The 14346-nt window shown below is 63.5% G+C and carries 12 protein-coding genes; 6 read left to right on the top strand and 6 right to left on the bottom strand.

The features are described from left to right. Window positions 1-59 precede the first annotated feature (59 nt). Together V1273_RS10945 and rbsK are read left to right on the top strand one after the other, a co-directional pair. On the top strand, window positions 60-953 hold the full coding sequence (locus V1273_RS10945) for a sugar kinase (RefSeq protein ID WP_334367700.1): 894 nt from the start codon (window positions 60-62) through the stop codon (window positions 951-953). Window positions 954-977: 24 nt separating this feature from the next. After that, complete coding sequence (gene rbsK / locus V1273_RS10940; protein WP_334409596.1) at window positions 978-1892, top strand: ribokinase; 915 nt, start codon at window positions 978-980, stop codon at window positions 1890-1892. A 19-nt stretch (window positions 1893-1911) separates the two neighbouring features. Here rbsK and V1273_RS10935 read toward each other — a convergent pair whose 3' ends face one another. Then, window positions 1912-3132, bottom strand: coding sequence for an NAD(P)/FAD-dependent oxidoreductase (locus V1273_RS10935; RefSeq protein WP_334409595.1), 1221 nt, complete (start codon window positions 3130-3132; stop codon window positions 1912-1914). A gap of 271 nt (window positions 3133-3403) precedes the next feature. Between V1273_RS10935 and V1273_RS10930 the strand changes: the two genes are divergently transcribed. Further along, entirely contained in the window at window positions 3404-4195 is a 792-nt protein-coding gene (locus V1273_RS10930) for an enoyl-CoA hydratase/isomerase family protein (RefSeq protein ID WP_334409594.1), read from the top strand. 159 nt (window positions 4196-4354) lie between these two features. On the opposite strand, the gene V1273_RS10925 is transcribed toward V1273_RS10930, so the two are convergent. Continuing rightward, window positions 4355-6061: an IlvD/Edd family dehydratase gene (locus V1273_RS10925; RefSeq protein ID WP_334409592.1), complete on the bottom strand. Its 1707-nt coding sequence runs from the start codon at window positions 6059-6061 to the stop codon at window positions 4355-4357. Window positions 6062-6226: 165 nt separating this feature from the next. Here V1273_RS10925 and V1273_RS10920 point away from each other — a divergent pair, with 165 nt between their 5' ends. Both V1273_RS10920 and V1273_RS10915 read left to right on the top strand, forming a co-directional pair. Further along, the gene (locus tag V1273_RS10920; RefSeq protein WP_334367695.1) at window positions 6227-6364 is read left to right on the top strand and encodes a hypothetical protein; all 138 of its coding nucleotides are present in this window, start codon (window positions 6227-6229) and stop codon (window positions 6362-6364) included. Further along, entirely contained in the window at window positions 6361-7053 is a 693-nt protein-coding gene (locus V1273_RS10915; RefSeq protein WP_334409591.1) for a GntR family transcriptional regulator, read from the top strand. The genes V1273_RS10920 and V1273_RS10915 overlap by 4 nt, the downstream gene beginning before the upstream one ends. On the opposite strand, the gene V1273_RS10910 is transcribed toward V1273_RS10915, so the two are convergent. Then, on the bottom strand, window positions 7050-7874 hold the full coding sequence (locus tag V1273_RS10910; RefSeq protein WP_334409590.1) for an NAD-dependent epimerase/dehydratase family protein: 825 nt from the start codon (window positions 7872-7874) through the stop codon (window positions 7050-7052). The genes V1273_RS10915 and V1273_RS10910 overlap by 4 nt on opposite strands. Window positions 7875-7968: 94 nt before the next feature. Between V1273_RS10910 and V1273_RS10905 the strand changes: the two genes are divergently transcribed. Beyond that, window positions 7969-8937 (top strand): SMP-30/gluconolactonase/LRE family protein, encoded by a 969-nt coding sequence (locus V1273_RS10905; protein ID WP_334409589.1) that lies wholly within the window; start codon window positions 7969-7971, stop codon window positions 8935-8937. 178 nt (window positions 8938-9115) lie between these two features. Here the strand turns inward: V1273_RS10905 and bla are convergent, their stop codons facing one another. From bla to V1273_RS10890, 3 genes are all read right to left on the bottom strand, one after another. Beyond that, the gene (gene bla / locus V1273_RS10900; RefSeq protein ID WP_334409588.1) at window positions 9116-10006 is read right to left on the bottom strand and encodes a subclass B3 metallo-beta-lactamase; all 891 of its coding nucleotides are present in this window, start codon (window positions 10004-10006) and stop codon (window positions 9116-9118) included. Window positions 10007-10155: 149 nt separating this feature from the next. Next, window positions 10156-11586, bottom strand: coding sequence for an aldehyde dehydrogenase family protein (locus V1273_RS10895; protein WP_334367692.1), 1431 nt, complete (start codon window positions 11584-11586; stop codon window positions 10156-10158). Window positions 11587-11873: 287 nt separating this feature from the next. After that, window positions 11874-14240: a transketolase gene (locus V1273_RS10890; protein ID WP_334409587.1), complete on the bottom strand. Its 2367-nt coding sequence runs from the start codon at window positions 14238-14240 to the stop codon at window positions 11874-11876. Window positions 14241-14346 lie beyond the last annotated feature (106 nt).

Genomic DNA, 14346 nt, shown 5'->3' with positions numbered 1-14346 from the left:
GTGTGCGCCGCGCCGGGACCATCTTCGCCCAACACTCTGCAGGACATGACGGAAAACGCATGCAGGCCCTCTTCATCGGACAGACCTATATCGACGTTACCTTCATCACCGACCACATGCCGACCGGCGACGAAAAACATGTGGCCTCGGCCTACGCGGTATCGTTTGGCGGCAACGCCGTGACGGCGGCGTTCTGCTGCGCCAAGCTCGGGATCGTGCCGGACCTGATTGCGACCATGGCCAACGACTGGCTCGGGCGCATGTTTCAGGACATGGCCGCGAAATACGGAATCTCGATCCATCCGCGCAAGGTCAACTCCTCGTCGCTGTCGTTCATCATGCCGAAAGACGGCAAACGCGCCATCGTACGCTGCCGCGACGACGAGCACATTCATCCCTTCCCGATGCTGAACTTGAAGGGCTGCCGCGCGCTGCATGTCGACGGCCATCAGCCGGACGCTGCAATCCATTATGCCAAACTCTGCCGCGAGGACGGCATTCTGACATCGCTCGACGGCGGCGGCCTGCGCACCAACACCCATGAGCTGCTGGAGTTCATCGACGTCGCGATCGTGGCCGAACGGCTGTGCGAACAGATGGACAAGACGCCGGAGGCCATGCTGGATTATCTGAAGAGCCGCGGATGCCGGATCGGCGGCGTCACCATGGGCGAGAAGGGCCTGCTCTGGTATGACGAGACCGGCGCCGTCCGCCGCCTTCCCGCGCTTCCGGTCACACCCGAACGCGTTATCGATACCAACGGCGCGGGCGACGTCTTCCACGGCGCCTATGTCTATTCCTATCTCGCCAATCCCGCTAAAAGCTGGCAGGAGCATTTCGAGCTTGCGCGCGCCGCCTCGACCTTCAAGGTCCAGCGTCTCGGCAACGAGGCCGGCCTGCCGACGCTCGCCGACATCGAGGCGATCACGCGGGAGTTTCAGGTCAACGCCTGAGCAAGCGAACGAGGGTCAGTACGCATGGGGCGCGTGTTCGTCGCCGGCAGCATCAACATGGATGTGGTGGCGACGGCCGACCGCCATCCGAAGGTCGGCGAAACCGTCGCAGGCCAAGCGGTGCATTATTTTCCAGGCGGCAAGGGCGCCAACCAGGCCGTGGCCGCCGCAAAACTCGGCGCACCGTCAACGCTGATCGGCCGGCTGGGCGCCGATGCGTTCGGCCAGCAATTGCGGCAGTTTCTCACCACCCAAGGCGTCGACCTCGCCCTGGTCAAGGACACCGCGGACGTCCATACCGGAACGGCCGTGATCACCATCGCCGACGCCGACAACACCATCGTCGTCGTACCCGGCGCCAACGCGCTGGTCAGCGCCGGGGATGTCACAGCCCCCGTGCTTGCCAAAGGCGACGTTGCCGTGAGTCAGTTCGAAATTCCGCAAGCCACGATCATCGCCTTCTTCAAACGGGCACGCGCGGCCGGCGCGACCACCATCCTCAATCCGGCGCCGGCGACCGCCTGCAGCCACGAGCTGCTTGATCTCGTCGATATCCTTGTTCTCAACGAAACCGAGCTCGGGCTTCTCGCGCAGACCGAGCTTCACGACACCGACGACCCTTCCCGATTCGTCGAAGCGGCGCGGCGCCTGCCGACGGGCTCCGAGAAAATCCTCTGCGTTACACTCGGCAAACGCGGCGTGCTCGCGCTTGTCGGCGGCGAGCCCTCGCTGACTGCGGGACGGGCCGTAAAGGCCGTGGACACCACCGGCGCCGGCGATTGCTTCGTCGGCGCCCTCGCCGCGCAGCTTGCCAACGGCGAGGCAATCCACGACGCGCTCGAATACGCCAATGCCGCCGCATCGATCTGCGTGCAGCGAATGGGCGCCGCGCCGTCGATGCCGACGGCGGCGGAGGTGGCGGCGGTTTTGCGCTCGTAGCCTGACTTCGCAGGGTGGGCTAAGTCAACGCGCTCTTCAGGTCGAAGCTCGCGTCGGCAGCCTGCTCGGGCGTGATCGAGCCATGGGCGGCAAGCAAGCGCCGTCCGAACATGTGATCGCCCGCGCGATTGACGGATTCGATGCCGACGAGTTGCCCGCCCCTGTAGCAAAAAGCAGAGAATGCCGCTTTGGCTTGATCGCCGCGGACCACCACGCGGTCGTAGCCGGTGGTTAGTCCCGCAATCTGGAGCTTGTCGGGCCCCTGATCGCTCCAGAACCAGGGCAGGCCGTCATACGGCTTGGCATCGCCGGTCAGCCGGGCCGCGACGCAGCGCGCGTGGTCGGTAGCGTTTTGCACCGACTCCAGCCGCAGTGAGCCGCCGAAACGCGGGCTCGCAAACAGCGCGCAGTCGCCGATCGCCGAGATATTGGGATCGGCGGTCAGCAGGTGCTCATCGACGATGATGCCCGACGCGACCGGAAGGCCGGCGTCCGCCGCCAGTTCCACATTCGGCAACACGCCAACGCCGACCACAATCAGGTCGGCTTTCAAGTGCCGGCCATCGCTGAGGCTGACGCCCGTGACCTTGTGGCCGTCGCTCTCGATGCTGGTGACTTGCACGCCCAGATGAATACGAATGCCCGCCGCGGTATGGCGCGCCTGGAAGAATTCCGAAATCTCTGCCGTCACCGCGCGCGCCATCACGCGCGTGGCGAGTTCGACGACGTCGACTTCGAGGCCCTTGGCCCGGGCCGTCGCTGCGAACTCCAGCCCGATAAATCCGGCGCCGATGACGACGACGCGCTGGCCTTCGGTGATGTAGTCGCGCAGCGACTGGCTTTCGTCGAGCGTGCGCAAGTAACGCACGCTGTCGAGATTGGCGTTGGGAATGTCGAGCAGGCGGTTGCGCGCGCCGGTCGCCAGCACCAGATGGCCGTAATCGAGCGAAGCGCCGGAGGCGAGCGCCACCTTGCGGGCGGCGCGGTCGATGGACACCGCGCGATCGTAGATCAGGTCGATCTTCTGGTCGGGATAGAATTTTTCCGGCCGGAACATCAGGCTGTCGGGCCCGCCGGTTCCTTTCAGGTAGGCCTTGGACAGCGGCGGCCGCTGGTAGGGCAGATGGCCTTCATCGTTCAACAACACGATGCGTTCCGAAAAGCCGTGCTGGCGCAGCGAGGCCGCAAGCTGATAGCCGGCGTGGCCCGCGCCGATGATGACAACCGCTCCTGCCGTCATAGGGACATCCTACGTTCGAGCGCACGGGAATGACCCATGTCGTTTCCTCTCCAGTGATTTTGGCTTGCCTGCCTCGTCCCTTGGGAGCGGCGCTCGTGTCCGTCCCGAACGATGACGGGCGCTATCTGACCTCATGATACGAACAGACGCAAGGGCGGTGGCGGCCTTGAGGGCGGCCTTTGCCGCATTTTGCGGGCCTGGCCGGGGATTGTCACAGGTTGCCTTCTCTATTTAAATGCCCGGCCCATCCGCGCGCCCCGGAGGCCTTGCCATGTCGACTTCCGATGATACCGCCGCCCCTGCCCTGCTCAGGATCGAGGGCCCGATTGCCACGATCACGCTCAATCGCCCCGCCGCTTTCAACTCGATCAATCTGTCGATCGCGCAAAAGCTCGAGCAACTCGGCGCGGAGGTCGAAGGCAACGACGACGTAAGGGTGCTGGTGATCGAGGGCGAAGGCCGCGCCTTCTCGGCCGGCGGCGACCTGCAGACCATCGGCGCCGCCGCCGCCAACGATACAATCGCGCCCGTGGTCGGGGAACTGTTGAAGCACTACCACGCCTTTATCGAGACGATGCGGCGGATGCCCAAGATCGTTCTCTCCAGCGTCCACGGTTCCGCCGCCGGCGCCGGCATGGGCTTGGCATTCGTCACCGACCTCTGCATCGCAGCCGATGACGCCCGTTTCACGCCGGCCTATGCCAAGATTGGCGTCTCGCCGGATGGCGGCAGCACGGTCGGCATGGTCGGCACCGTCGGCACCCGCCGCGCGCTGCAGATCTTTCTGGCCGAAGACAGTTTTACCGCGCAGCAGGCCTATGAGTGGGGCCTGGTCGCCCGCGTCGTTCCGGCGGCAGAGTTGAAGGCTGAGACGCGCAAATTCGCCGAGCGGCTAGCACAGAACCCGCCAGCGGCGATCAGCGGCACCAAGTCGCTAGTCTATCAGGCCGCGGTCACCCCGACGAAGCAGCAGCTCGATGCCGAGGAGGCGAAGATCATCGACGCCATGCAAACCGATGAGTTCCGTGTTGCCGTGAAGAAGTTCACCAGCAAATCGAAATGAGAGCGCCGAGCAAGTAAACTAGCTGTCGTCCCTGCGAACGCAGGGACCCATAACCACAAGCGTTCGTTGTTTTCGAAGGCGTCAGCCGTCTTGTTCTAACCGCGAGAGCAACGCGTATGGGTCCCTGCGTTCGCAGGGACGACGGCTTAGTTCGACAAGCTAGTCCTTCCCCTTTCCGCGCATGAAATCGAAATCGCAGCCCTCGTCGGCCTGCAGGATCGTCTCGTTGAACAGATGCGCGTAGCCGCGCTTGGCCCAATCGGGCGTCACGGCCGGTGCCAGCGCCGCGCGCCGCTTTTCCAGCTCCGCCTCGTCGACGAGCAGGTCGATGCTACGCTTGGCGACGTCGAGCCGGATCATGTCGCCATTCTTGACCAGCGCCAGCGGCCCGCCCACGGCCGACTCCGGCGTGATGTGCAGCACGATGGTGCCGAACGCCGTTCCGCTCATCCGCGCGTCCGATATCCGCACCATGTCCTTGGTGCCGCCACGCGCAAGCTTCTTCGGGATCGGCAGATAGCCCGCTTCCGGCATGCCCGGCGCGCCTTTGGGGCCGGCGTTGCGCAGCACCAGCACGTCGTCGGCGTTGACGTCGAGATCGGGATCGTCGACCCGCAGCGTCATGTCTTCGACCGATTCGAATACCACGGCGCGCCCGGTGTGCTGCAGCAGTTTTGGGCTCGCCGCCGATTGCTTGATGACGGCGCCACGCGGCGCGAGGTTGCCATGCAGTACCGCCATTGCGCCTTCGGCCTTGATCGGATTGTCGCGCGGACGGATGGCGTCTTGTCCCGGAACATCTTCCGCGCAAGCGACAACGTCGCGCAGCGTTTGGCCGGTGATGGTCTTGGCGTCGAGATCGATGAGATCGCCAAGTTGCGCCATCAACTTCGGCACGCCGCCGGCATGATGGAAATGCTCCATGTAATGCTCGCCCGATGGTTTCAGATCGACGAGCACCGGCACCTCGCGGCCGAGCCTGTCGAATGTTTCGAGGTCGATCTTGTGCGGCGAGCGATGGGCGATCGCGGTGAGATGGATCAGGCCATTGGTCGAGCCCCCGATCGCCTGCATCACGACCTGCGCGTTGCGGAACGATGCCGGCGTCAGAATCTCGCTCGGCCTCGGTCCCTTGGCCTTCGCCATTTCAGCCGCCACCCTGCCGCTGGCCTCGGCCGAACGAAAACGTTCGGCATGCGGCGCCGGGATCGTCGCACTCATCGGCAGCGATAGCCCGAGTGCCTCGGTGATGCACGCCATGGTGCTGGCGGTGCCCATCACCATGCAGGTGCCGACCGACGGCGCCAGCCGGCCGTTGACGGCTTCGATCTCGTTGTCATCGATTTCGCCCGCGCGATATTTTGCCCAGAGTCGGCGGCAATCGGTACAGGCACCGAGCACCTCGCCCCTATGATGCCCGACCACCATCGGGCCCACCGGAATGACGACGGTCGGCAGATCGGCTGAGACTGCGGCCATGATCTGCGCTGGTAATGTCTTGTCGCATCCCCCGATCACGACCACGGCGTCCATCGGCTGCGCGCGGATCATCTCCTCGGTGTCCATCGCCATCAGATTGCGCAGGTACATCGAGGTCGGATAGGCAAAGCTCTCGGCGATCGAAATCGTCGGGAACACCATCGGCATCGCGCCCGACAGCATCACGCCGCGCTTCACCGCTTCGATGATCTGCGGAACGTTGCCGTGACAGGGATTGTAGTCGCTGTAAGTATTGGTGATGCCGACGATCGGCCTGTTCAGCGCATCATCCGAGTAGCCCATGGCCTTGATGAAGGCCTTGCGCAGGAATAGCGAGAAGCCAGCATCGCCATAACTCGTCAGTCCCTTGCGAAGTCCGTCGGCCATTTTTTCTTCCTGTCGTCGTGGATGGGCACTTAAGGAGCCCGGCAGATTATTGTCAATGTTTGATCATTTGGTGCCGTGAGCGGGGTCTATCGCCAAACATACTGCGGCATTATTGACAATAATGTGCTTGCGTGCTGACTTTCCGTCCAAACTGGAAACGCGCTCATGAACCAACCGTTGCGCATTGGCATCGTCGGCGCCGGCATGGTGAGCCGCCATCATCTCATTGCCTGGGCGAGCATATCAGATCAGGCCCGCGTCGAGGATTGCTATCGGCCGTCGGGCTGGGAGGCCTTGCGATGAAGCCGCAGGAATCATTGACGGAAACTTCCGCGCCGACGCGCGAGGAGGAACAGGCGGAAGTCATCCGCCGGCTGGAAGAGGACATCATCTTCGGCCGCTTTGCGCCGGGCTCGCGGCTGGTCGAGGACACGCTGATGCAGCGCTACGGCGCCAGCCGGCATTTCGTCCGCCAGGCGCTATTCCAACTCGAACGCCAAGGCATCGTGCGGCGCGAAAAAAACATCGGCGCCACGGTGCGTTTCTATTCGGCCGCGGAGATGCGCCAGATCTACGAGGTCCGGGAAATGCTGACGCGGCAGGCGGCGCTGATGATTGCGCTGCCCGCCCCGGCCAGCCTGATCGAGCAGTTGAACGAGCTGCAGCGGCAATATTGCGCCAGGGCCGACGCGCAGGATTTGCGCGGCATTCATGAGGCTAACGACGCGTTTCACGTCGCGCTGTTCTCCGCCTGCGGCAACCCCTATCTGGTGCGCTCGCTGCAGGATTACATGAACCTGACGCTGCCGATGCGCGCCAAGAATCTCGCCGACAGGGAGGGACTGGCACTATCGCGTCGGCAGCATGAACTCATGATTGAACTCTTGAAGGGCCGCGATAGCTGGGCGCTGGCGCAGCTCTGCGTCGATCATATGCAGTTCAGCAAGTCGGATTATCTCGGGCGGATCGCCGAGGATGAGGGCAAGCGCTAGCGCTTGCTCCAATCCACGATCCGGCTCTCGTCGCCGTCGAACTCCATGCTGCAGAACGTGCCGCCCTGGTAGTAATCGCCGACCGGATCCGCTTTTAACTTGGCCTGCTCGGCCATCGCGTGCTCGCGGAAATCCTCAGCCCGGCCGGTCGGCCGATAGCCGAGCTCGTAGGCGCGATGGTTGTCCCACCAGGCGCGCTCGTTGTAGGAGGCGCCGTAGAAGATTTCGAAGTGAATGTCGGGGTGGTCGAGCCCGATGCGGCAGAGCTGCACCAGGTCCTCCGGCTTCAGCCAGATTGACAGGCGGCGGTGGTCGAGTGGCATCTCGCCGAAATTTCCGATCCGGATACAAGTGACGCCAAGCCCGTGCTTGTCGGCATAGAGCGCGCCCACGGCCTCGCCGAACACCTTGCTGACGCCGTAGCGGCTGTCGGGCCGTGCGGTTACGTCGGTGCCGATCCGGTGATGGCGCGGATAGAAGCCGACCGCGTGGTTCGACGAGGCGAACACCACGCGCTTGACGCCTTTTTTCCGCGCCGCTTCGAACAGATTGTAGCCGCCGATAATGTTGGATTGCAGGATCGAGTCCCACGGACCTTCCACCGAGTAGCCGCCGAAATGCAGGATGCCGTCGATGCCTTCACAGATCGCCTCAACCTGCGCCATGTCGGCGAGATCGGCCGCCTTGAACTTCTCGTCCTTGCCGAGATCAGCCGGTGGCTTCAAGTCGCTCAGCAACAGGTCCGGATAGATCGGCGGCAACAGCTTGCGCAAGGATGTGCCGATCCCCCCGGCCGCGCCGGTCATCAATATGCGTGGCATTTGTTTCCTCTTAGTCTCGCGATCGATTTGCGGTCATTAGCAGGTAATGATAGCTAACCCAAACGCTCTGGGAACGCACCAACGAGAACAGCAAATGTCCGATGCAGCATCGCATTCAGCCGGCTGGCGCCCGGCCACCTCTTATCCCGATCCGGCCATCCGTGCGCTCGATCCGCGGTTCGAAAAATACTGGCTCAAGCTGTCGGCGGTGGAGCGGCTGACCACAGGGTTGCGCTGGGCCGAAGGGCCGGTGTGGTTCGGCGACGGGCGGTATCTGTTGTGCAGCGACATTCCGAACCAGCGCATCATCAAGTGGGAGGAGGAGACCGGCGCGGTCAGCATCTTCCGCAAGCCGTCGAATTTCGCCAACGGCAACACCCGCGATCGGCAGGGACGCCTGGTCACCTGCGAGCACGGCGGGCGGCGGGTGACGCGCACCGAATATGACGGTTCGATCACGGTGCTGATCGATTCCTTCGACGGTAAGCGGCTGAACTCTCCGAACGACGTCGTGGTGAAGTCCGACGGCTCGATCTGGTTCACTGATCCGGTGTTCGGCCTCCTCGGCAACTATGAGGGCTACAAGGCCGAACCCGAGATCGACGCCAATGTCTATCGGCTGGATATCGCGACCGGCAAGGCCACCATCGTCGCCGAGGGCGTGCTGGGACCGAACGGGCTCGCTTTCTCGCCGGACGAAAAAATCCTCTATATCATCGAGTCCCGCGGCGCACCCAACCGCAAGATCCTCGCTTATGACGTCTCGCCTTCCGGTGACAAGCTGTCCAACAAGCGCGTGTTTGTCGATGCGGGACCAGGCACGCCGGACGGCTTCCGAATAGACATCGACGGCAATCTGTGGTGCGGCTGGGGCATGGGCGATCCCGAACTCGACGGCGTGGTCGTGTTCGCTCCCGACGGCGTCATGATCGGCCGCATCGCACTGCCCGAACGCTGCGCCAACCTCTGCTTCGGCGGGGTCAAGCGCAACCGACTGTTCATGGCCGCAAGCCAGTCGATCTACGCGCTCTATGTGAACACGCAGGGCGCGCCGGGCGGATAGGTTTCCGCGCACACCGCTGTCGTCCCGGCGAAAGCCGGGATCCATAACCACAGGATCGAGTTGTTGGAGCAGGCTGGAGCACCAGCCTTCGCAAAACGACTTCCTGTGGTTATGGGTCCCGGATCGGCGCTCGCGATGCTCGCTTGTCCGGGACGACGGGAAGTTAGAACTCGCCCGTTCACCCCTTCTTTTCCTGCGCGGCGGCGGTTTGCTTGGCAAGCGCGTCTTCAAACGCCTTCTCCAGCGTCGCCGCATAGGCGTTGAACTCGCCGGGGCTGACGAACGGATTGGGTCCACCTTCAGCGAGCTTGGCGCGCTTCTCCGCCATCTTGTACATTTCCGGATGCGGCGCGAGCAGCACGTCCGGCTTGATGTCTTTTGCCCGCACGAACGTCTTCCGGTAATCGGTAACGATTCCGGAATAGGTCGGGTTGCCGGCGAGGCGGTTCAGCGCCACCGTGCCGCTACAGAAGATGAGGACCGAGCGCGTGGCGTCACCGTCCTTCACCGAGAACGACCAACTCGTGCAGCCCGGCGAATGGCCGGGGGTTTCGCGGGCGGTCAACGTGACGTCACCTACGGTGACCGTGTCGCCTTCGCGAACCGTGCGATCGACCTTCACGGGCGGGAACGCCAGTGCGGCATCTTCCTGCGCGCCCGGATAGTAGCCGCCTTCAAGCAGCGGCTTGTCAGCTTCGCCGGCGACCATCTGGCCGCCGCTGGCCTGCTTCATTTCGGCGAGGCCGCCGGTGTGATCGATGTGCGCGTGAGTATTGAGCAGATATTTGACGTCGGTGATCTTGAATCCGAGTTTCTCGATGTTCGCTTTGATCTGCGTCGTTGATTCCGGCATTACCGTATCGATCAGGATATGGCCCTGCGGCGATGTGATCAGATAGGAGGCCAGGCCGTCGGTTCCGACATAATAGACGTTGCCGATCATCTTGAACGGCTCGGTCGGCGTGTTCCACCTTACCTTGAGGGCCGCGATCAGGTCCTTCGGCGTCTGCGCCTCCGCGGCGACAGTCAGCGGCATCAGCGCGACGAGCGCAACGGCAATTTTCTTCACGGGCATCCTCCACACTTTTCTTGTTAGATCGTCGCAGTATCGGCGCGCATTGACGTTGGCTTCAGCCTGACGATGATTCTGGTCAAAAAAATGCCGACCGCGGTTCCGCAGCCGGCATCTTTCACGATCGGCGCGAGCGCCGCATCAATTTACGCCGCGTTGTAGCCGGCGACCGCCTTGACCTCGAGATATTCTTCGAGGCCGTACTTGCCCCATTCGCGGCCGTTGCCGGACTGCTTGTAGCCGCCGAACGGCGCGGTGCGGTCGTTCGGCACGCCCTGCAGGTTGACGTTGCCGGCGCGGATCTGGCGGGCGACGCGACGCGCGCTTTCCACCGTATCGCCCGTGACATAACCGGCGAGACCATAGGGCGTGTCGTTGGCGATGCGCACCGCATCGGCTTCATCCTTGGCGCCGATGATCGTCAGCACCGGTCCGAAGATTTCCTCGCGCGCAATCGTCATCTCGTTGGTGACGTCGGCGAAGATGGTCGGGCGGACATAGAAGCCCTTGTTGACGCCCTCGGGGAGACCGGGACCGCCGGCCACCAGCGTTGCGCCTTCGTCGATGCCCTTCTTAATCAGCGCCTGGATCTTGTCCCACTGGCCGCGATTGACGACGGGGCCGATGGTGGTGCCCTCAGCACGCGGATCACCTGCCTTGGTCTTGTCGGCGACACCCTTGGCGATGGCGGCGACTTCCTTCATCTTCGACAGCGGCACGATCATCCGCGATGGCGCGTTGCACGACTGTCCGGAGTTGTTGAACATGTGCATCACGCCGCCGGTGACGGCCTTGGTGAGGTCGGCGCCTTCGAGGATGACGTTCGGCGACTTGCCGCCGAGTTCCTGGCTGACGCGCTTCACGGTGGGCGCAGCGCGCTTGGCGACGTCGACGCCGGCGCGGGTCGAGCCCGTGAACGAGATCATGTCGATATCCGGATGCTCGGCCATCGCGGCGCCGACTTCGGGGCCAAGGCCGTTGAGCAGGTTGAACACGCCCTTCGGCACGCCCGCTTCATGGAGGATTTCCGCGAAGATCAGGGCCGAGGTCGGCGTGAATTCCGACGGCTTGAGGATCATGGTGCAGCCGGCGGCGAGCGCGGGCGCGACCTTGCAGGCGATCTGGTTGAGCGGCCAGTTCCACGGCGTAATCATGCCGACGACGCCGACAGGCTCGCGCACCACGACAGCAGAAGGGAGCGTCTCTTCGAAGTGGTAGTTCTTCAGCACTTCCAGCGTGGAGGCAATGTGGCCAAGGCCGGCACCGGCCTGCAGCCGCTCGGCCATCGGCAGCGGCGCGCCCATCTCGTCGGACACGGCGGCGCCGATCTCCTTCATGCGGCCCTTGTAGATCTCGATGATCTTTTCGAAGAGCGCAATGCGCTCTTCGCGGCTGGTCTGCGAATAGGTCACGAAGGCGCGCTTGGCGGCGGCAACGGCCTTGTCGAGGTCGGCCTTGGAGCCGAGCGCAACTTCATACATCGCTTCTTCGGTCGCCGGATTGACGACGGGTGTGGACTTCTTGACGACAGGATCGACCCAGGCGCCATCGATGTAGAACTGCATGCGATTGACCATCGGAAACCTCTTTAATCTCGGAGCAATGGAGGGAGGAACGGAAGCGTTCAGCAGCCATCCTTGCACGAAAGCCAGGGCAGTTGAACCCGCCATATGCGGGGTGCCGCAATGCGGCAGGCGCTGGATACAAGGACGGAGGTGTGAGGGTGGCAGGGTGCGTACCTCACCGTCGTCCCTGCGAACGCAGGGACCCATACGCCGCGGCCTATCTCTGGGCACGCTGGCAGATACCTCCTGACGCAACCACTCCCTGTGGTTATGGGTCCCTGCGTTCGCAGGGACGACGGCTACACCGCCATCTTCCGATGCCGCACCGGCGCACCTACCGTGAGGCCTTCGGCGGCGTCGATGATGGCGTTGGCGTCGATGCCGTAGTGGCGGTAGAGGTCGCCAATCGTGCCGGTCTGGCCGAACTGCTCGACGCCGAGCGCTTCAGTGCGGTGGCCGCGGACGCTGCCGAGCCAGCCGAGCGCGGCCGGATGGCCGTCGATCACGGTGACGAGGCCGCCATCGCGCGACAGCGGCGCCAGCAGCTTTTCGATATGACTAAGATGCTGGATGCCACGGCGGTCACGGCGCAAGTTCCGCGCGGCGGACCAACCCGCATGCAGCCGGTCCGCGGAGGTTACCGCCAGTAAACCGACATCGCGGTGGCTTTCGCCGATCAAGCCCACCGCCTCGATCGCCTCGGGCGCGACCGCGCCGGTATAGGCGATCACGATATCGCAATTGGCGCCTGGTTCGCGCAGCCAGTAAGCGCCCGCGGTGATGTCGCTCTGCAGGGCCGGCGTCATGATGCGCTGCGGCTGGTCGACCGTGCGGGTCGACAGCCGCAGATAGACCGAACCGCCCTCACCGTCTTCGCGCTGCATGTGGCGGAAGCCCCACCCCATGATCACGGCAAGTTCATCGACGAACGCCGGCTCGAACGAAGCCAGCCCGTCCTGCGCCATTCCGATCAAGGGCGTGGCGATCGACTGATGCGCGCCGCCTTCCGGCGCCAGCGTGATGCCGGATGGCGTCGCCACCACCATGAAGCGCGCGTCCTGGTAACAGGCGTAGTTCAGCGCATCGAGGCCGCGCTCGATAAAAGGATCGTACAACGTGCCGACCGGCAGCAGCCGCTCGCCGTTAATCTGATGCGACAGCCCGAGCGCCGACAGCATGATGAACAGGTTCATCTCGGCGATGCCGAGCTCGAGGTGCTGCCCCTTCGGCGAGAACTCCCAACTATAGGCGGACGGGATCTTCTCCTGCCGGAACAGGTCGTGGTTTTCGGCTTTGGCGAACAGCCCGCGGCGGTTGACCCAGGCGCCGAGATTGGTCGAGACCGTGACATCAGGCGATGCGGTTACGATGCGCGCGGCCAGTTCGGTATCACCGCGCGCGAGCTCATTGAGCACCAGCCCAAAACCCTGCTGCGTCGACATCTGCGCCGCCGGCTTGAAAGTAAGCCGCTCGGGCACTTCGATCACTGGCGCGGTCAGCCGGCGGCGGCCTTCCTGGTTGAAGGGCGCTGCCGCCAAAAATGCTTCGAGCTCGGCCGGCGTCTGTGACAGGCCTTCGAACTTGTCCCATTCATGGCCGGATCGGATGTTCTGCGCGGCGCGCCACTTCTCCATCTGCGCCACCGTCATCAGGCCGGCGTGGTTGTCCTTGTGGCCCTGCATTGGCAGGCCGACGCCCTTGATGGTGTAGGCGATGAAGCAGACGGGCCGATCGTGATCGATCGATTCAAACGCCTCGATCATGCTGGCCATGTCGTGTCCGCCGAGATTGGACATCAGCGCCAGCAATTCGTCGTCGCTGCGGCGGTCGATCAGTTGCGAGACCTGCCCCTGATCGCCGATGTCGTCCTGCAAGTGCTTGCGAAACGCCGCGCCGCCCTGGAAGCATAGCGCGGCGTACATCTGGTTCGGGCAATTGTCGATCCAGCGCCGCAAGGCCTCGCCGCCGGGTTCGGCGAATGCCGCCTGCATCAGGCGGCCGTATTTCACAATCACGACCTCCCAGCCGAAATTGCGAAACATCGTCTCGAACTTCGACCACAGCCCTTCACGGACGACCGCATCGAGGCTCTGGCGGTTGTAGTCGACCACCCACCAGGTGTTGCGCAGCGCATGCTTCCAGCCCTCGAGCAGCGCCTCGAAAATATTGCCCTCGTCCATCTCGGCGTCACCAACGAGCGCAATCATCCGCCCCTCGGGGCGCACCTTCATCCAGCCGTGGGCAGTGACGTAATCCTGCACCAGCGAGGAGAACAGGGTTTGCGCGACGCCGAGGCCGACCGAGCCGGTGGAGAAATCGACGTCGTCGGCGTCCTTGGTGCGCGACGGATAGGATTGCGCGCCCTTGAAGCCGCGGAAATTTTCCAGCTTGTCGCGGGTCTGGTGGCCGAACAGATATTGGATGGCGTGAAACACCGGGCTCGCATGCGGCTTCACCGCGACGCGGTCCTGCGGCCGTAGCGCTGAGAAATACAGCGCCGACATGATGTTGGCGAGCGAGGCGGATGACGCCTGATGTCCACCGACCTTCAAACCATCGACGTTAGGCCTGACGTGATTGGCGTGATGGATGGTCCATGACGACAACCACAAAACCTTGCGCGCCAGCGCGGTCAGCATTTCCAGGCGTGCGGGCTCGATCGGCATGGCCATGCTCCGGAGGCGTTCAGTATGCGCCGATTTTAGCGGGCGGTGGGCTACCAAAATTCTCAATTTCCTGCGACATACCGCCCGATATTGGGATAGTTTCCCA

Origin of the sequence: Bradyrhizobium sp. AZCC 1721, from assembly GCF_036924715.1 — a bacterium.
Classification (GTDB): Bacteria; Pseudomonadota; Alphaproteobacteria; order Rhizobiales; family Xanthobacteraceae; genus Bradyrhizobium.
This window is presented reverse-complemented; position numbering and strand designations above follow the sequence as displayed.